At 69.0% G+C, this 18889-nt stretch carries 13 protein-coding genes; 6 read left to right on the top strand and 7 right to left on the bottom strand.

Going from position 1 to position 18889, the window contains the following annotated elements; all coding sequences use genetic code 11:
• Nucleotides 1–206 precede the first annotated feature (206 nt).
• From FNV62_RS57185 to FNV62_RS55945, 6 genes are all read right to left on the bottom strand, one after another.
• Nucleotides 207–527 carry a hypothetical protein gene (locus FNV62_RS57185; RefSeq protein WP_143609204.1) on the bottom strand — a complete coding sequence of 107 codons (321 nt, stop codon included), beginning with the start codon at nucleotides 525–527 and terminating at the stop codon, nucleotides 207–209.
• A gap of 166 nt (nucleotides 528–693) precedes the next feature.
• Nucleotides 694–1287 carry a tyrosine-type recombinase/integrase gene (locus FNV62_RS55955; protein WP_413083875.1) on the bottom strand — a complete coding sequence of 198 codons (594 nt, stop codon included), beginning with the start codon at nucleotides 1285–1287 and terminating at the stop codon, nucleotides 694–696.
• A 95-nt stretch (nucleotides 1288–1382) separates the two neighbouring features.
• A complete protein-coding gene (locus FNV62_RS55950) occupies nucleotides 1383–2153 on the bottom strand; it encodes a hypothetical protein (RefSeq protein WP_225900467.1) in 771 nt (256 codons plus the stop codon).
• Nucleotides 2150–2344 carry a helix-turn-helix transcriptional regulator gene (locus FNV62_RS33805; RefSeq protein ID WP_097286239.1) on the bottom strand — a complete coding sequence of 65 codons (195 nt, stop codon included), beginning with the start codon at nucleotides 2342–2344 and terminating at the stop codon, nucleotides 2150–2152. Before FNV62_RS33805 ends, FNV62_RS55950 begins: the two co-directional genes overlap by 4 nt.
• On the bottom strand, nucleotides 2341–3345 hold the full coding sequence (locus tag FNV62_RS33800; RefSeq protein WP_240362910.1) for an AAA family ATPase: 1005 nt from the start codon (nucleotides 3343–3345) through the stop codon (nucleotides 2341–2343). The genes FNV62_RS33805 and FNV62_RS33800 overlap by 4 nt, the downstream gene beginning before the upstream one ends.
• Before the next feature lie 150 nt (nucleotides 3346–3495).
• Nucleotides 3496–3723 carry a hypothetical protein gene (locus tag FNV62_RS55945; protein WP_225900466.1) on the bottom strand — a complete coding sequence of 76 codons (228 nt, stop codon included), beginning with the start codon at nucleotides 3721–3723 and terminating at the stop codon, nucleotides 3496–3498.
• Between the two features lie 1659 nt (nucleotides 3724–5382).
• On the opposite strand from FNV62_RS55945, the gene FNV62_RS33790 reads away from it, so the two are divergent.
• The gene (locus FNV62_RS33790; protein ID WP_144315741.1) at nucleotides 5383–6405 is read left to right on the top strand and encodes a DUF6215 domain-containing protein; all 1023 of its coding nucleotides are present in this window, start codon (nucleotides 5383–5385) and stop codon (nucleotides 6403–6405) included.
• A gap of 118 nt (nucleotides 6406–6523) precedes the next feature.
• On the top strand, nucleotides 6524–6691 hold the full coding sequence (locus FNV62_RS33785; RefSeq protein ID WP_164405991.1) for a hypothetical protein: 168 nt from the start codon (nucleotides 6524–6526) through the stop codon (nucleotides 6689–6691).
• Nucleotides 6692–7011: 320 nt separating this feature from the next.
• Here FNV62_RS33785 and FNV62_RS33780 read toward each other — a convergent pair whose 3' ends face one another.
• Nucleotides 7012–7851, bottom strand: coding sequence for a patatin-like phospholipase family protein (locus tag FNV62_RS33780; RefSeq protein WP_225900465.1), 840 nt, complete (start codon nucleotides 7849–7851; stop codon nucleotides 7012–7014).
• Between the two features lie 234 nt (nucleotides 7852–8085).
• On the opposite strand from FNV62_RS33780, the gene FNV62_RS33775 reads away from it, so the two are divergent.
• From FNV62_RS33775 to FNV62_RS33760, 4 genes are all read left to right on the top strand, one after another.
• The gene (locus FNV62_RS33775; protein WP_225900464.1) at nucleotides 8086–9765 is read left to right on the top strand and encodes a M1 family metallopeptidase; all 1680 of its coding nucleotides are present in this window, start codon (nucleotides 8086–8088) and stop codon (nucleotides 9763–9765) included.
• Between the two features lie 388 nt (nucleotides 9766–10153).
• The gene (locus FNV62_RS33770; RefSeq protein WP_143602887.1) at nucleotides 10154–12121 is read left to right on the top strand and encodes a peptidoglycan recognition family protein; all 1968 of its coding nucleotides are present in this window, start codon (nucleotides 10154–10156) and stop codon (nucleotides 12119–12121) included.
• A gap of 864 nt (nucleotides 12122–12985) precedes the next feature.
• Complete coding sequence (locus FNV62_RS33765) at nucleotides 12986–15568, top strand: Pls/PosA family non-ribosomal peptide synthetase (RefSeq protein WP_143602886.1); 2583 nt, start codon at nucleotides 12986–12988, stop codon at nucleotides 15566–15568.
• The gene (locus FNV62_RS33760) at nucleotides 15565–18813 is read left to right on the top strand and encodes a non-ribosomal peptide synthetase (RefSeq protein WP_144315739.1); all 3249 of its coding nucleotides are present in this window, start codon (nucleotides 15565–15567) and stop codon (nucleotides 18811–18813) included. Before FNV62_RS33765 ends, FNV62_RS33760 begins: the two co-directional genes overlap by 4 nt.
• Nucleotides 18814–18889: the final 76 nt, after the last annotated feature.

The raw sequence follows: 18889 nt of genomic DNA, 5'->3' as shown, positions 1-18889 counted from the left end.
GGGCGACTCGCACCACTAGCGCACCAGATCCCGCGGGGGACGGTGGAACGGTAGGGGCCAAGGGGCTCGCGGACGCGTTCCCGACGCGCGGCATACGCGCTCGTCCGCGGGGTACTGGTGCTGGTTCCGCGCGGTTCGTCGTGTATTGCCAGCCGCAACCGCAAGTTCCCCCGTCCGGTTACACGTCCCCACTGTGACCGTGGGGCTCAGCTGTGCTGGGTGACGGTGACGGTAGGCCTTGGAGTGGCAACAGCGTCCTTGCCGTCCTTGCCGTCCTTGCCGTCCCTGCCGTCCCTGCCGGGCCTCCCCTCCTGCCCGTTCCTCCCCTCCTGCCCGTTCCTCCCATCCTGCCCGTTTCTCCCTGCCGGGCCAGCAGGACCGGCCGGACCCGACGGGCCTGGCGGGCCGGAGGGGCCGGCTACGACGCTTTGTGTCTCGAGGTCGACGTGCTGCGCCCGCAGATTGTCGATCTGCGCGTCCTGGGCGATGAGCACAGCCGACTGCGCGACGAGCGTGGTGATAAGCACCGCACGGAGCACAAGGGGGCGTGGGGGCCTACGCATACGCATACGCAGCATTTCGTTTATCTTTCTCACGTCATCTCTCACGCTGTGTGACGGCGAAAGTGTAAAAGGCCAGGCGTCGGAGAAGGTGAACCTCCTCGTCGCGTGTCCGTTCCGGGACGACCCCTAGCTAGGCCGTATCGCCGTCTTCTTCCAGCGCCTTTGTGATCTTCGCGTTGGCCGCTTCTTCGTGGCCATCGATGCAGCCGTGGTAGCGGCGGTGGATCACCTCGGGAGAGTTGCCGGCCCGCCGGGCTACCTCGGCGATCGGCACCCCCGCATTCAGCCTCCGTGTGATGCAGGCGTGGCGCAGGTCGTACGGGCGCCCGGCCAACTGCGAGCCGACGCGGTCAGGTGGGAGTGCGTACTCCCGCGCTTCCTCCCACAACCGCCAGTAGGTAGAAGAGCCGACCACGCCCCCACGTTCGTTGCCGAACACTCGCCCTTCCTTGGCCGTGCCGAACGCGTCCAGGTGAGCCCGCAGGATTGCCACGAGGACAGGCGGGATGGGGACCGGTCGGTCACTCTTGGCCTCCCTCGCCTTCAGCCCGCGGCGGTCGTGACGCTCCCCCGAATCGGTCCACTGCTTCCCGGAGACAGGACGCGTCTCCCGGAGCGTCAGCGTGCCCCATCCTTCGTCCGGGAGATGGCAGTCAGAGCGCCTCAGTCCGACCGCCTCAGCCGGGCGCAGGCCCGCGTAGTACAGGACCGCGTAGAAGGCCACCAGGCGCCTCCCACGGCACCGATCCCACGACCCAACGTAGGAGACTGCCGCGAGCAACTGGCGGGCCTGTAGGGCGTTCACGAGGACACGCCGGTCTACCACGTCATTCGAGCCGACGCGCTTGCGGCGGGCGCCTGAAGCGGGTTCTCCGAGAGATCGCCCGCGATCACCGCGTGTTCGAGTGCGGTGTTGAGTGCTCGACGGCGCCGCCTGTACGTGTCGCCCGCCGCCGGGGTGCCGTCCAGCTTGTACCCGAGGCGGTAGAGCACGTCCTCGAACACCGCAGCGTCGGCCACGTCGCCGACCTGACGGTCCGTCGTCGTGAGCCAGTGATAGGCAGCTTTGAGTTCGGCCGGCGGGTCCTCCCCCGCATTCGCGGGAACGATCCCCCACCGGAAGGCCAACCGCAATTGCTCATCCGACGGAGCGCCGTTCCCGCGCTTGACCATGGCGAGCGTCACGGCTGCAAGCCCGTCCGCCATGCCCTCTCGGGTCTTGGCTGCACTCGTACGCCACCGCCCGGCGACGTAGTTGCGGCAGAACTCGAACCACCGCAACGGCGGTACTTCTTCCGAGGCTTTCGCCGCTTTCGCTGCCGCGCGGACTTCGGACTCAGGCTGTCCGCTTGCGATCTCGAAAGCCTCGCCCCGGCGCATTGCTTGCCGCAACTCCGAGCTTCGGTTTTCGGCGAGTGCCGACGTGGCGAACGTCGCGCTATTTACCTTCCCACCTACGACCCATCGCAGTTGGTACGGGCGCGCTTTCCGATTGACCTTCGTGACTTTCCACAGTCGGATATCGAGGGAATACCCCGGCTTGGCCTCTCCGTGCGGCCGGAGAACAGGAGCGTTGTCATCCGTGCTCACGCAGCCTCCTCCCGCTCCGTCAGCCAACGCTCGTACTCCGAACGCCGGATCCGTACGTCCCCGTTGGGGAGCTTGATTGCGCGGGGTCCTTTGCCGAGTTGGCGCCACCGATAGAAGGTCGACGGGGCGACCTTCAGATCGGTGATGACCTCTTGGACGGTCATCTTTTCGTCCTGCGTACGGGCGCTCACTCCGCCTCCCCTTCGGCTTCGGTCGCCCCGGACAGTCCGGACAGCTCCAATTCGGACTGTCCGGGGTGTTCGTGCTGGTCAGACGGTGTAACCGGACACCCGGACAGTGCGGACACCTCTTGCGCGGCCTGTGTCCAGGTGTCGGTGTCCGGGTAGTACCGGCCGCCGGCGTCCTTGGTGAGCTGTCCGGCGTCGGCCATGCGGTTGCAGGTGCGCCGGATCGTGTCCAGGTCGACGTTCGGCAGCTCGCCCGCCATGTCCTTCGGCTTGGCGCCGGGGTGAGCGCGCACGTAGCGCAGGATCGTGGCGCGGGTGTCGCCCACGGTGTGGTCGCTCACGGGGCCGTCCAGCAAGTGCCAGGCTCCGGAGGCGGGTTGGAAGCTGAGGGCGTACTCGGCTTCGTCCACGTCGCGGCCGGTGACGTGCAGGATGCTGTCCGCCTGCCCGCGCGCCCGCTTCAGGACGAGCGTGGCGTCGGCGGCGCCCGCGATGCCGTTGGTCCCGGAGACCTCCGTCAGGAAGTCGTCCGAGCCTGCCTTGCGGACGTGGTGCACGAGCACGACGGCGATGCCGTAGTGATCCGCGAGCCGCTTCGCGTAGCCCACGGAGACGTAATCCGCGTCGTACGCGGACACCCCCTGTGGTGCTTGGCCGCGCATCTTGGCGAACACGTCGATGACGACCATGCGGGCGTCAGGATTGCGGTCCAGCCACTGGGCGATGGCTTCGGTGCCGCCCTGGGGGAAGGGCGGGCATTCGGTGACGAGGGTCAGCCCGGCGGGCGCCCGCTGGCTTCCCAGGAGTTTGCCCATGCGGGTCTGGAGACGGCGCGGGGTGTCCTCCAAGGCGAGGTAGAGCACCGGGCCGCCCTGAACGGGCACGGAGTCGAAGGCCTGACCTCCGGCCGCGACCGCGAGAGCGAGCCCCAGGGACAGCCAGGACTTGCCGACCTTGGGCGGTCCGGCGAGCAGGCTGACGCCTTCGGCGAGGATGCCGGGCACGGCCCCATTTCGGCTCGGGGAAGTCCGCGGCCATGAGCTGATCGGCCGTCCACGCGGTCCGCGGGCGCTCGCGCTTCGGCGGCGGCGCCGGGGCCGACGCCGGGTCGCTGGGGCCGGAGTACAGGTGCAGGGGCGGGATGGGGTTGGCGCTCATGCCGCGACCGTCCGCGGCCGGCGCGCCCCGGCCCGGAGCCCAGAGGCGATGGTGCGCTGGGCCTTGCGCTCGCCCTGGCCGACCTGGAGGGCGGCAGTGAGGAGCCAGCCGGTCACGTCGGCTTCGCTCAGTTCTCCCCCGGCAACGAGCTGGCCGAGGGCGACGGAGGCGATGTAGAGCGCGTTGTTGTGCTGGTCCTCCCCGGAACCGGTGACTCGCTCCACTTCCCCGTTGACCGCGCACCGCAGGAAGGTCGAGCGCCGTCCGCGACCGGAGAGCGCAACTCGGATGGGCTTCTGTGGGGGCAGCGGGGCGGGGCGCAGGAGTTCGGCGAGCCAGCCCGGCAGGGGCGCCGCGGGGGCGTCGTGGGTGACCTTGTAGGGGCGTCCGTTGAAGGTGCTGTCCGCCTAGCGCTTGGCAGGTGTGACTCGAGATCGTGAGCGTGGTTTCAGCGGACACTGAGGTGATCGGTGGGAACGCAGATCAAGGACTCACGCCAGATCGGGACCGATGCTTCTGGGCCGTCCCTGGGCCGTGGGAGGGCGCCCGTCGTCGATCGACGACGACCGTCAGTGACAGACGAGCTACAGGCCCCCAGCGGTGAATTCTCATGTCATAGCCCCCGACCAGACGGTTTCCCTTCCCCAAACCTAGCCTCGATCGTTCATAAGCCCTCGTCGGCTTCTTGATGAGGGCTCTGTGCCTGTGTGGTGCGGTTTTTCCGGAGTCGGGGCAGGTCGGCGGCCCGACTGTCGCGTCGGGGCAGCGCCGGGTTCCATGCAGCAGGAAAACCGTGGTGCCTGAGATGCCGACACAGCTGGGCGGCTGCTCGCCGTCCGTCGGTGAGATCGGTGAGATCGGAGAGATCGCCTCGTACGGGGGCAGCCACCCCCCTTAGTGGAACCGGCGCCCAGTCAGCGAGCACTGTCTGCCAAGACACGGCCGCGACCAGGTAGTTGGCCCCCGCGCGGCCCGCCGTCCCGGAACTGGCGGGCCAACGCCTCGAAAGGCGCCGTCGCGGGGTAAACGGAACCTACGCCTCCGCCAGTCAAAGCGGAAGCCCCCTGTTTCCGTAACGATCGGGCCTCCCACTCGTGGGCAGCTGGGCCGGGGCCTCAGCAGAGTTCTCCAAGCTCGCACGTCACTAGCCCCGGGCCTGGCTGCCCCACACCTGAACCGGCCTCTCACGCCACAGCCTCGCGCCGGGTCGTGTGCCCGCGAAGCCATCCGCCCCGGCCCTGGTAGCCGGGGGCGGTTCGGTACTACCAGTAGATGACGGCCGCGCCTCTCTGCCGCGCGAATTGGCGCGGTATGTCTTAACCGGCGTGGACCGCACGCGCATCACGGACGTTCGGGGCGAACCGCCCTGAGAGCGCCCGACACACCTCCGACACAGTCCGTGCCGCTGACGCCCTCTGACGAACTCCGCCGCAGGTCAGAGAGCTATGCGGGGGGATCGGCGCAATCACTCCAGGGCCGTGTGCGCAGGTTCGAATTCTGCCGGGGGCACAGAAGCCGGAGCAGCGTGGTCAACCCGCTGACCAGGCAAAGTGCCAGATGTTAAGAGCCGGGCCCAGTCCTACTGGGTCCGGCTCTTTGTCATTGTCACGCACTGATCGCGCGTGAGCAGCGAGTGGGTTTCAGGAACCTGAAGGCCGGTAGCGGACGGCGGGGCACGGGCGTGCCCTGGGTGTCCGAGTTCAGGGCGGTGGAGTGGTCCAGAACATCAGGCGGCTTTGGCTCAGCTCTTGCACCCGCTGTCGTCCCGACAGCCGATCTCGGGATCGTCGGCTTGGCGTCTCTTGCTTCGACAGGCCCTGCACGTGCCCGGAACTGTGGCTTCCATCATGGCGGATGTGATCTTGTCCTGGTGAGATCGCCGGATGCTCGGTTTCCTCCTCCGTCTCCTGCCGTTCTGGGTCCGCGAGCCCCTGCTCATCGCGGTCGGGTCCGTTCTCGGCGTACGCATCATGTATCTCGCCGTCCGCGATCACGATCGGGTCGCGGCCGGTCTCGGCGTGGTGTTCCTCGTGTTCACCGCAATACGCGTCCACGCGGTGATCCGGGCCCTGCGCGCACGCCGGAACCCGAGTCCGACAGCCTCCGCAGACGGGGCGGCAGTCGATGCTGCGCCCCAGCCTCAGGCCCAGGCCCAGGCCCAGCCCCAGGCCGTAACCGGGTCGCGTCCCAGGCCGGACACTCCGGAGAAGGAGCACAACGCATGGGGCCAGGCCGTCGCGGCCGTGGCCGTGTTCGGGGCGCTCGGGGCCGCGCTGTGGGTGGCCCCACGCTTCATGCCGTCCGACGACAACGCCGCGCAGCTCGCCTCGTGTTCGGGCGGGGCACACGAGGAGCTTCCGAAGGCCTACAAGGACACGCCCCGGCCGGTGACCGGTGAAGAGCTGTGCAAGGCGCTCAACCGGCCGGACCTGGCCGAGCTCCTTGGAACGCCTGAAGAGACCGCGACCACTGCTTCCAGCACCAACAACACCGCTCCTCTGACTGATGGGAAGGTCGCCCAACCGGAGGCCGAGGTCACGTTCGACACGTACACCGTGAATGTCTCGGCCACTTACAACGAGCTGTCGACCGGCCAGTACGTGAAGCTGATGAAGTTCGGGGACGAGAAGGACGTCAAGACGCTTACGGTTCTCGGTCGGCCCGCGGTCCTCTCCTCGGATCACACCATGAAGCTCGAGATCAATCTCGGGAGTGGCGGATCCGGCGGACCGGTCGGAGAAGGCCCCATGGCCAGGACACTGTCCGTGGCCCTGGACCGTAAGGACCGAGGCGGCTACTGCGACATCACCGTGTGGAGCACGTCCGGAGCCCTCCCGAACGACAGTGCTCTCCTCAACATCGCCGAGAAGGTTCTTCCGAGGATCCCCGAACGACCTGCCCGATGAGACGCCGAAAACATCTCGGCGAAGAGATCGGTCCAGTCGCGCCGCCGGCGACGGCATCAGTCCTGTGCAACGCGCCGGTGGTGAGTGGCCTCACCTGGGCGAAATGGAGTCGACCCGGGTGAAGATCCTCAGCTTGATCGTGGTGCAGAATCCGACGTGCTTCGGTGCCGGGACTCGTGCGACAGCGGCGCATCTGCAGCAACACCGATCCGAGGGCGAACAGGACGCCGGCGGGTGTGAACTCGCCGACCTCCCCTCCAAGGACTGCACGATCGCGGTTGGCTGAAGCGGGCGTCCGCTCGTTGCGTTCCCGATCAGAGGGCCGCATCCGTGGCGAGCCTCTTCTACGGCCTCGCTGTTGTACAGCAGTGAGGTACAGCAACTATCGAGACCGGAGTCAACCGTCAGCAGTCCCGCATGACCGCATGGCCGTCTGGCCGTCTGGCCGTCTGGCCGTCTGGCCGTCTGGCCGTCTGGCCGTCTGGCCGTCTGGCCGTCTGGCCGTCTGGCCGTCTGGCCGTCTGGCCGTCTGGCCAGGCGATCAGACCTCAGTGACCGTCGCGCCCGTATTTCGCATCTGGGGGCGCTGGCCAGTTGGAAGGTTGCTCAGCCGTGCCACACGGCTCGGACCTCTTCGGCGTACTCGGCCGCCTGGCGTAGGCCTGCCTGGGCCGCGCCCGGAATGCGGGACGCGTCCAGCGCGTTGCGGCCGAACGCGCGGCGGGCCGCTCGGTCCGGGACCAGCAGGGCGGCCCGGGTACCGCCCGCCTCGAGAGAGGCCACCTGATCGAAGGCGCTCGGGGTCGCGCCCGGCACGTCGGGGATCGGGGCCAAAGCCACAACCCGTCGGCAGTCGCGCACCAAGTCGGCGTTGGTCGTGGAACGCACGCCCCCGTCCATCCAGCGGCCCGCCCCGATCGTGATCGGAGGGAACAGCGGTGGCAGTGCGCACGTGGCCGACATCGCCGTCACCAGGTCGACGCCGCTGTCGGCGCTGAAGCCGGTCGGTTCGCCGGTGAGCGCATCCACCGCGAACAGCCGCACGGGCCGCTCCGGCCAGTCCTGAACCGGCAGTTGGGGACGGATCGCGTCGAACACGTCGGTCTCCGTCACGTCGCGCACGTTCAGGGAGAGCCTGCCCAGTCGCTTGACCACGGTCGCCGGATCGCGCGAACCGAGCGCCGCCCACAGGTACTTGACCGTCATGAAGAAGGTGAAGTCCACCTCCATCATGGCTCGCTTCCGGGCGACCTGTACCTCGTACAAGTCGGCGGGCGCCGCTCCTGCGGCCAGTTCCACGGCGAGCAGCGAGCCGGCCGACGTGCCGGCGAGCACGTCGGCGCCGCCGAGGTCCAGCCCCGCGTCGGCCAGCCCCGCCAGCATGCCGACCTGCCATGCGTACGCGGTCAGGCCGCCCCCGCCCAACACCAGCGCCGTATCCGCCACGTCCGCCCTCCCCACCAACGGGGACTGATCCCCGTTTCTTGCCTCGACGCTAGCACGTAACCGGGGAGCAATCCCCGTTTTGGATCTCAAGGCCCAATCGCAGGACCCGATCGCAGTACCCAATCGCGGTACCCAATCGCAGCACCCACACGGGGTGGCCGACCCTGAAGTGACCGACACGGATGCGCCCCGAAATAAGCAGTTATGGGCTGATCCTGCTGACATAGTGCGGCCATGGAGATCCACGACCCCCGGCAGCCGAATCAGTTCCGTGGCCCGCGCGCCCTCCGTGGTCTCCGTGGCCTCCGCAGCCTCCGTGGTCCCCATGGTCTCCGTCGTCTCCCGGGACTCCGTGGTCTCCCAGTCCCCCGTTCCCGCCGTACGGCCCTCCTCCTCACCCTCACCGGCACCGTCGGAATCGGCGGTGCCGTCGTCCTCGTCGGCGCCCTCCCCCACGGAGACCACCCCTCCCCCGCCCGCCCAGGCACCCTCGCCACCACCGCCCCCTCCAGCACCACCCCGTCCGCCGGATCACCCGGCGCGGCCCCCTCCCCCGGTGCCCCGGGTATCGGCGACCCGCTTCTGCCGCTCGACGGCAACGGGGGGTACACGGTGAGCCGCTACACGCTCGCCTTCGACTGGCGGGCGCCCAGGACGCGCTTCGACGCCAGTACGACCATCAGTGCGAGCGCCACGCAGGCCCTGTCCCGCTTCGACCTCGACTTCGCGGGCAACTCGCTGCACTCGGTCACCGTGGACGACGTACCGGCAAGGACCGTGCGCGACGGAGACGAACTCGTCGTCACGCCCGCGAAGCCGATCCCCCAAGGCGGCGCGTTCACCGTGCGGGTCGCCTACACGGCCGACCCGACACAGCGAAGGCACCGCGGCGACGCGATCGGAGACTACGGCTGGGTGCCCACGCCCGACGGCACCGTGCTCTATCCGCAGCCCGACGGGGCCAAGATGATCTTCCCGACGAACGACCATCCGAGCCTGCGGGCGCCGATCACCTTCCTCATCACCACTCCACCGGGTGTCAGCGCGGTGGCCAACGGGCGGCTCGTCGAGCGCGCCCCACGGCCCGACGGACGGGTCCTGTGGACGTACGACTCCGAGCAACCGGTCGCGGCGCAGCTGGTGCAGATGGCGATCGGGAAGTTCACGTTCGTCGAGAGCACCGGTCCGCACGGGCTGCCCGTCCGGGACGTGGTCCCCGGGGACCTGGTCACCGAGACCAAGGCCTATCGCTCGCTCACGCCCGAGCACCTGACCTGGCTGGAACAGCGGCTCGGCCCGTACCCGTTTCGCCGTTACGGCGTGCTGGTGGGGGACACGGACCTGCCGGTGGCGCTGGAGACGCAGTCGCTGTCCCTTGTGCCGAAGGGCGACCTCCAGGGTGGCCGGGTCGACGCCGAGCGCGACCTCGTGCACGAGCTGACGCATCAGTGGACCGGCGACAGCGTGGCCATCCGGCGGTGGTCCGACCTGTGGCTGAGCGAGGGGCACGCCCGTTTCTACGAGCGTCTCTACTCCGAGGCGCACGGCGGCGACAGCATCGAGTCCGCGATGCGGGCGGCGTACGAGCAGCACGACCAGTGGCGTCACGACGACGGGGCGCCCGCCGAACCCCGCACCGAGGCCGCCCTGTTCAAGCAGGTGCGGTACGACGGCTCGGCGCTCGTGCTCTACGCCCTCCGGGAGAAGGTCGGCGAGGGGGCCTTCGAGAGGATCGAACGGTCCTGGGTGACGAAGTACCAGGGGCGGGCGGCCGGTACCCAGGACTTCGTCGCGCTCGCGTCCGAGGTCGCGGGCGAGGACCTGAAGCCGTTCCTGACGCCGTGGCTGTTCGGGGACCGCACCCCGCCCATGCCGGGACACCCCGACTGGCAGGTGGACCCGGTCCAGGACTGAGACGTCACCTCCCCCGTACGAGGGAACTCCCGCGCGCCCGTACGACGGCACTCCCGCGGCCGGTACGACGGCACTTCCACGCGCCCGTACGACGGCACTCCGGCACGCTCGCACGACGGCACTCCCGCGCGCCGCGGAGCGCTCGCGCCGACTCCCCGCCGGGGCGGACGTTCTGCCGCCGACCGGGTGGCCTCTGCCGGGTGGCTGGGCCACACCAGTGACGCTTGGCGCGACGGGGCGTGTCGGGCACGGAAACGTACGGGGGGTGATGCAGAGGGCAACTCCTTTGTCCTGATTGCGACGAGCATGATTGGAGACCCTTGCGATGAGAAGACGTGTCGCCCCCCGTGTCCCCAACTCCCCACGTGAGCACCGTCGTACAGTCCGCATGACCGCCTCCGCGGCGCTCCTGATGCCGCTGCTGGCAGGCCCGGCGGCGTGCGCCGGCGGGACTTCGGCCGACCGCCAGCTTCAGAACGTCTTCACAGACGCCGCGAACGAATACCACGTGCCGCGCAGTGTGCTTCTGGGCGTGTCCTACCTGCAGTCGAGATGGGACGCCCGGCCGGGCACCCCGAGCGTCGTCGGCGGCTACGGGCCGATGCACCTGGTCGACGGCCGCCGGGCCGACGCCAGGGGCAAGTCCCCGACACCGGCTCCGTCGAAGTCGCACCGCGGAGGTGCTCAGCCGCCCGCGGCCGCGGCGGGACCCTCGGCCTCGCCCGGGGCGGCGGGCTCCCCGGGCGGACACTCCGCGCAGCCCGCGGACCTGCGCCGGGCCGCCGGCCTGATCGGAGCCCCTGTGGCACGGCTTCGCACCGACGCCGCCGCGAACGTACGCGGAGGTGCGGCGCTCCTCGCGGAGACGCAACGGCAGCTCGGCAAGCCGCTCAGCGCCAACCCGGCGGACTGGTGGGAGGCGGTGGCACGCTTCCCGGGGACGGGCGACACCGCGTCGGCGGCGGAGTACGCGAACAACGTCTTCGCGCTGATCCGCAAGGGCGCGCACCGCACCACCGACTCCGGACAGCAGGTCACCCTCCCCGCCAGCCCGGGCGTACACCCCCGCACCCCTCACCCCCAGGCGGCCCGGCGGCCCAAGGAGGTCGAGTGTCCCGCGGCGCTGACCTGCGACTGGCTCGCCGCGCCGTACGTCGAGTACAACGACAACGGCGACTACGGCAATCACGACCTGGCCGACCGGCCCAGGGACCAGAAGATCGAGTACATCGTCATCCACGACACGGAGGCGGACCTGCCGTCCATGCGTCAGACCGTGCAGGATCCGACGGAGGCGTCCTGGCACTACTCGATCCGCTCCAAGGACGGCCACGTCACCCAGCACATCAGGACCAAGGACGTGGCCTGGCACTCCGGGAACCAGTTCGTGAACGCCCGCTCGATCGGCATCGAGCACGAAGGGTTCCTCAGACAGCCCGACGCCTGGTACACGGAGCAGATGTACCAGTCCTCGGCCAAACTGGTGCGTTACCTGGCGAAGAAGTACGACATCCCGCTCGACCGGCAGCACATCTTCGGGCATGACAACGTGGCGTCTCCGACCACCTCGAGCATCCCCGACATGCACGACGACCCCGGCCCCTTCTGGGACTGGCGGCACTACTTCGATCTCCTCGGCGCGCCCCTGCGTGCCACGGCCGGGCCCGACAGCGACCTGGTGACCGTGCTGCCGGACTTCACCACCCACAAGCCGCTGTTCACGGGGTGCACCAAGAGCGGTGTGAAGTGCGCGCCGCACGGCTCCAGCGCCGTCCGCCTGCACACCCAGCCGGACGAGCACGCGCCACTGATCCAGGACCCGGGCCGGCGCCCCGACGGCGAGGACTCCACCAAGGACGTCAACGACCTGGGGTCGCGGGTCTCCGCCGGCCAGACCTACGCGGTCGCCGGACGCAGTGGCGACTGGACGGCGATCTGGTACCTGGGCCACAAGGCGTGGTTCAAGAACCCGAAGAACCATCCGACGGCCGTCGGAGCGAGCGGCCGGTTCGTGACTCCGAAGGAGGGCCTGAGTGAGATCCCGGTGTTCGGGCGTGCCCTCCCGGAGGAGGAGGCCTACCCGGAGGGAGTGGAACAGCAGTCCGAGTCCCCGCTCCCCTACAGCCTCCTCGCGGGCCAGCGGTACGTGGCACAGTCCCGGCCCGTCGGTTCCTACATCGACAGGTCGACCTTCAGCGACACACCGAGCCTGGTGGTGACGGGGCGCGAGGAGTACTACGAGATCCAGTTCGGCCACCGGATCGCCTACGTCCGCGCGAGCGACGTGGACCTGGTGCGTGTACCCGGCACGGAGAAGGCGCCGTCGGGACACGCGGCGCCCCCTGCTGGGCAATAACGGGGTCCATGCCTGAGCCGGAGGCGCCCACGCGACCGCGTGGGCGCCTCCGGCTCAGGCATGTATGGGGAACTGGGCGGCCCAGGCATGACAGGGTGCCGGACGGCCCAGGCATGACAGGGTGCCGGACGGCTCAGGCACGACAGGGTGCCGGGCGGCTCGGGCGTGTTGGGGTGCCCGGCGGCAGTTCTCTTCGTGGACGCCCCCGCACCCTCTCCTCACGCCCGTGAGCGGCCGGAGGCCCGGCTCCTCACGCCCGTGAGCGGCCGGAGGCCCGGCCGCCCGCCGCGCCGCGCCTCTCCTCCACGCCTCCACAGACCTCCACGTCCCTGCAGATCACCCCGTCCCTGCAGATCTCCCCGTCCCTGCGGACCTCCCCGTCCCCACAGACCTCCCCGTCCCCACAGGTCTCCGACTACCCAGAGTCCTCCACGTCCGCGTCGCGTCCGCGACCCCGTCGACGGCGTCCGCCCGCCGTTCCGGAACAGATACACGCCACTCGTACGCAGTAAGGCGAATCCCGTGCGCAACTCCTCGCCGACCCGTCGGGCTGGACCGTGGACGAGGAGTGAAAACAGGCGGCGACCGCTCTGCGCCGCGGGCATCGGGCGTCAGCGGCGAGGACCCCCTGACGCCGTCGAAGGCCAGTGCCATACCGACACGATCCGGTTCGAGTGGCAGCCCCACGGATGGGCGGCTAAGACTGAGTCAACGGTCTTGTGACCGGGCCGGTTTCGTGACCGGACAACAGATTGATCCCGATCTCATGGCTTCCGGATTACTCGCTCCGGCCATCGAAAAGCGCGCGTGCAGGGCGTCGACCGAATTGGCAGGCGGCGTTCGAAAGTTCCTCAAGGAGCTCGTATGGAGGAGAAGTCCGTCGAAGTCCTGACGCCCGGTCCGGGTGAATCCGCACTCGACAAGCGTGGGTACACCGGACCGAAGAGCGGCATCGAGAAGGAGCTCGCCGAGGTGTTGGCCGGCGTCATCGACGTCGAACGAGTATCGGTCGAGAGTCACTTCTTCAACGACCTCGGCGCCAACTCATTGGTGATGGCCCAGTTCTGCGCACGGATCAGGAAGCGGCCGGATCTCCCCTCGGCGTCGATGAAGGACATCTACCGGCACCCGACGATCCGAAGCCTCGCGACGGGTCTCGCGGACGCCGAACCGCTTCCGGCCGAGTCGTCGGTTCCGGCACCGGCCACGGTGGTGACGCGGGCCGGGACGGCGCGGTACGTCCTCTGCGGAGTGCTTCAGTTCTTGTTCTTCATGGGATATTCATTCCTCGCCGGAATTGTCGCCGACCGGGGATACGGATGGGTTTCCGCCGGCTCGAACGCGATCGGAATCTATCTGCGATCGCTCGTCTTCGGCTCCATCGGTTTCGTCGCTCTGTGCACCTTCCCGATCGTGGCCAAATGGATTCTCGTCGGCCGGTGGAAACCGCGTGAATTCCCGATCTGGGGACTGACGTATCTGCGCTTCTGGACGGTCAAGGCGCTGATCCACGCCAACCCGATGATCTTCTTCGTCGGCAATCCCCTGTACGTGCTGTACCTGCGCGCCCTGGGCGCCCGGATCGGCAAGGGGGTCACGATCCTCTCCCGCCAGACTCCGGCCTGCCCCGACCTGCTCACGATCGGCGCCGGAACGGTGATCCGCAAGGACTCGTTCTTCCACTGCTACCGGGCGCACGCAGGTCGTATCCAGACCGGCCGGGTCACTCTGGGCCGGGACGTGTTCATCGGCGAGAAGACCGTGCTCGACATCGACACGGCGATGGGCGACGGGGCGCAGCTCGGCCACACGTCCACGCTGTACAGCGGCCAGACGGTCCCGGACGGCCAGCAGTGGCACGGATCCCCGGCACAGCCCACCGACCACGACTACGTGAGGGTCGAGTCCGTCGCGTGCGGCACACTGCGTCGGGTCGGCTTCGGTTTCGTCACCCTGCTTCAGGTGTTCTTCCTCTACGTGCCGCTGATGGTCGGGGGCGCGTACATGCTGATCGATCTGATTCCGGCGCTGCACAACCGACTGGGCCCGGGTTCGGTGGGGTTCACCTCACCGGGTCTCTACGGCGACGCCCTGGTGCTGTCCTTCGTGCTGTTCTTCGGCTTCGTCGTCTTCGGCGTGGCCCTGCTGTTCACCGTTCCGCGCCTGCTGAACCTGGTCATCAAGCCGGACAAGGTCTATCCGCTGTACGGCTTCCACTACTCGACGTTCCGCGCGATCGGGCGCATGACCAACATCAAGTTCTTCAAATGGCTGCTCGGTGACAGCTCCTACATCGTCTACTATCTGCGCGGCCTCGGATACGACTTGTCCCGGATCGAACAGACCGGGTCGAACTTCGGCACGGAAGTGCAGCACGAGTCGCCGTATCTGTGCTCGGTCGGCAGCGGCACGATGGTCGCCGACGGGCTCTCCATCGTCAACGCGGACTATTCGAACTCCTCTTTCCGGGTGTCCAGGGCCTCGATCGGACCACGCAACTTCATCGGGAACAACATCGCCTATCCGTCGGGGGCCAGGACGGGCGAGAACTGCCTCCTCGCGACGAAGGTGATGATTCCGCTCGAAGGCGAGGTGCGCGAGGGGGTGGGCCTGTTGGGCTCGCCGTGTTTCGAGATTCCCCGGTCGGTCGAGCGCGACTCACGGTTCGACCATCTCCGCAGCGGCGAGGAGTTCCGTCGCAGTCTCGCCGCGAAGAATCGATACAACCTCCGCTCGATGGTCCTGTTCCTGACGGTGCGGTGGATCTACTTCTTCGTCCTGACGGTGGTCGCTCTCGCCGATGTCGATCTGTACGACTCCTACGGTCATGTGCTGATCGCCGCGTTCCTGATGTTCAGCCTTGCTTTCACGCCTCTCTACTTCGTGATGGTGGAGCGCTGCATCGCCGCATTCCGCGGGCTGCAACCGCAGTTGTGCTCCATCTACGAACCGTACTTCTGGTGGCACGAGCGCCTCTGGAAGGTGCCCGAGAACTACCTCAACATCTTCAACGGGACCCCTTTCAAGAACCTGATCTGGCGGATGCTGGGCGTTCGGATCGGCAGCAGGGTCTTCGACGACGGCTGCCACCTGACGGAGCGGATGCTCACCACCATCGGGAACGACTGCACGCTCAACGCGGGAAGCAAGATCCAGTGCCATTCGCAGGAGGACGGCACCTTCAAGTCCGACCGCAGCACGATCGGCGCCGGCTCCACGCTCGGTGTCGGCGCCCATGTCCACTACGGCGTGACGATGGGCGACGGCGCGGAACTCGCCCCGGACTCCTTCCTCATGAAGGGCGAGGAAGTCCCGGAGCACGCCCGGTGGGGCGGAAATCCGGCGGCCGAAATGCGCGAGGCCCCCTATCAGCCTGCCGCGCTGACGTACGAGGCGCAGCGTGACCGCTCCGGCCTGCAGGCCCAGTCAAACGGGAAGATGCGATGAGAGTGCAAGTGGAAGCCGATCGGGAGTTCTGGCGCGGTCAGCTCGTGGCCGGTGGGTTCACCGCGGTGCCGCGGTGGACGCCGCGGCCGGTGGCGGGCGTCGCCGACCACGAGACGACGGTCCCGGAAGACGTCGCGGGACCGCTGCGCGGGCTGGCGCAGGACCTGGCGGTACCGCTCGACTCGGTGCTGCTGGCCGCGCACGCCAAGGTGCTCGCCGCGTTGTCCGGTGAGCGCGAGGTCGTGTCCGGCTACGTCCCCGCCGACGGCGGCCGGCCGTTGCCCTGCCGGCTGACGACCGAACCCCCGACGTGGCGGACGCTCCTGCTGAACGCCCATCGGGCCGCGTCGGAGCTGTTGGCGCACCAGGACTTCCCGGTCGACGACCTCAGGCGCGAACTGGGCCTGACCGAACCGCCGTTCGAGGCCGTCTTCGATCCGGGCGGTGTGGGCGGCGACCTGGCCGAGGACACCGTGATGCGGATCGGGTTCTCGTGGCGGGACGACCGGCTCGTGCTGCGGCTGCGCTACCGGACCGACGTACTCGACGCGGACTGCGCCGCCCGGATCGCCGGTTACCACGTCACCGCGCTCGCCCTGATCACCGTCGGTCCGGACGCCGAGCACGGACGGCAGGGCCTGCTCTCCGCCGAGGAACTCCACTTCCAGCTCGAAGGGCTCGCCGGACCCCGCCGGGAGCTGCCCGACCGCCGGATGCACGAGCTGTTCGAACAGCGGGTGCGGGAACACCCGGACGCCGTCGCGGCCGTACACGGTGAACGCCGGTGGACCTACCGCGAGCTCAACGCCCGGGCCAACCGGCTGGCACGCGCGCTGCTGGCGCGCGGGCTGCGCCGGGAGGGCGTGGTCGCGGTGGTGACCGAACGCAACCTGGACTGGCCGGCCGCCGTGCTGGCGGTCTTCAAGGCCGGGGGCGTGTACCTGCCCATCGAGCCGCACTTCCCGGCCGGCCGCATCGCCACCACCCTCACGCGCGCCGGGTGCGCCCTCGTGCTGACCGAGCACGGCAGCACCACCACCCTCGACCAGGCCCTGGAGGACCTGCCCGGGATCGGGAAGGTCCTCATCGACGCGGCCTACGCGGAGGACCACGCCGACGACGATCCGGGCGTGCCCGTCGCACCGGACCAACTCGCCTACATCTACTTCACCTCCGGCTCCACGGGTGAGCCGAAGGGCGCGATGTGCGAGCACGCGGGGATGCTCAACCACCTCTACGCCAAGATCGACGACCTGGAACTCGGCGAGGGACAGGTGGTCGCGCAGACCGCGCCCCAGTGCTTCGACATCTCCCTGTGGCAACTGGTGTCCGGGCTCCTGGTCGGCGGGCAGACCCTGCTGGTGGAGCAGGAGGTGATCCTCGACGTCCAGCGGTTCGTCGACAGGATCGTCGAGGGCCGGGTCGCCGTCCTCCAGGTCGTGCCCTCGTACCTGGACGTCGTCGTGTCCTGTCTGCGGCAGCACCCCCGCGAGCTGCCGGACCTGCGATGTGTGTCGGTCACCGGCGAGGCGTTGAAGAAGGAGCTCACGGAGCGCTGGTTCGCCGTCCAGCCCGGGATCAAGCTGGTCAACGCCTACGGGCTGACCGAGACCTCGGACGACACCAACCACGAGGTCATGGACCGGGCGCCGGACCGCATCCTGCTCGGCCGCGCGGTCAACAACGTACGCGTCTACGTCGTCGACGAACACCTCACCCCGGTGCCGCTCGGCGCCCCCGGTCTGATCGTGTTCTCCGGCGTCTGCGTCGGCCGCGGCTACATCAACGACCCCGAGCGCACCCGGCAGGCCTATCTGACCGATCCACACTGTGAGGGCGCCCGGCTCTACCGGGGCGGCGACTACGGCCGCTGGCAGCCCGGGGGCAAGCTGGAGTTCCTCGGCCGCCGGGACACCCAGGTCAAGATCCGCGGCTTCCGGATCGAGATCGGCGAGATCGAGAACACCCTGTTGCGGGTGCCGGGGGTGCGCGACGGCGCGGTGGTCGTCGCCGAGCGGGCCGACCAGAGCAAGCACCTGGTGGCGTTCTACTCGGGCCCGCAAGCCCTCGACGACGACGTCCTGCCGGCCCGGCTCGCCGAGTCGCTGCCCGAGTACATGGTCCCGTCGGCCTTCCACTGGCGTGAAAGCCTGCCACTGACCGCCAACAGCAAGATCGACAGGAAGACCCTGCAGGCGCTCGCCGGAGAGCTCGACGTCGTCCAGGACGACTACCACGCGCCGAACACACCGACCGAACACCGGCTGGCGGCCGCCTGGGCGAAGGTCCTCGGCGTCCCGCAGGACCGGATCGGACGCCGCGACCACTTCTTCGACCGCGGCGGCACCTCCCTCTCGGCGGTGAAGCTCGCCATCACCCTGGACCGCGCGGTGTCCCTCAAGGACGTCACCGCACACCCGGTCCTCGCCGACCTGGCCGCGCTGGTCGACGGCAGGTCCGAGCGGCGCCCCGGGCTGCTGCACCCGCTGACGGCATCGGACGATGCGCGGGGCGGGGCCCTGGTGTGCTTCCCGTACGCCGGCGGCAACGCGGTGAACTTCCAGCCGCTGGCCAGGGCGCTGCCGCCCGGCGGGCCCGCCGTCTACGCCGTCGAGCTGCCCGGTCACGACGTGGCCGCCGACCGCGAACCGTTCGCACCGATGACACAGGTGGTCGAACAGGTCGTCGACGAGATCGTCCGGCGTGGCCTGACCAGGATCCTGCTGTGGGGCCACTCCTCGGGCGCCGCGCCGGCCGTGGAGACGGCCAGACGGCTCCAGGAGCGCGGGGTGGACGTCCAGCGGGTGTTCCTCGGCGCGCAACTGCTCGGCGACGCCGCCCGACGGCGCGCCGCCATCGACGAGCTGACGGCACTGAGCGACGCCGAGATCGCCGCGCGACTGAGCGCGGCCGGCGGCTACACCGAACTCGGCGAGCTGGACGCGGGTCACGCCGAGCACGTGGGTGCCGCCTACCGGCACGACTGCGTGTCCGCACACCGCTGTTTCGCCGACCTCCTGGACAATCCGCCGACGCCGAAGCTGTCCGCTCCGGTCACCGTGGTCGTCGCCGCCGACGACCCGAGCACGGCGGACCACCCGCAGCGCTACCGCGACTGGCAGCTGCTGGCCGAACAGGTCGATCTGCACGAGCTCGCCGACGGCGGCCACTACTTCCCACGCACCCGTCCGGTCGAAGCGGCACAGGCCGTTCTGCGCGCCGCCGAACTGTTCGCTCCTTCCTGAGTGACAACTGACCAGTGACAACCGACCAATGACAACTGACGGATGACAACCGACGAATGACAACCGACGAGTGACT

The sequence above is a fragment of the Streptomyces sp. RLB3-17 genome, from assembly GCF_007113425.2.
Taxonomy (GTDB): Bacteria; Actinomycetota; Actinomycetes; order Streptomycetales; family Streptomycetaceae; genus Streptomyces; species Streptomyces mirabilis_D.
The sequence above is the reverse complement of the archived record's forward strand: the minus strand, read 5'-3'. Positions and strand labels throughout refer to the sequence as shown.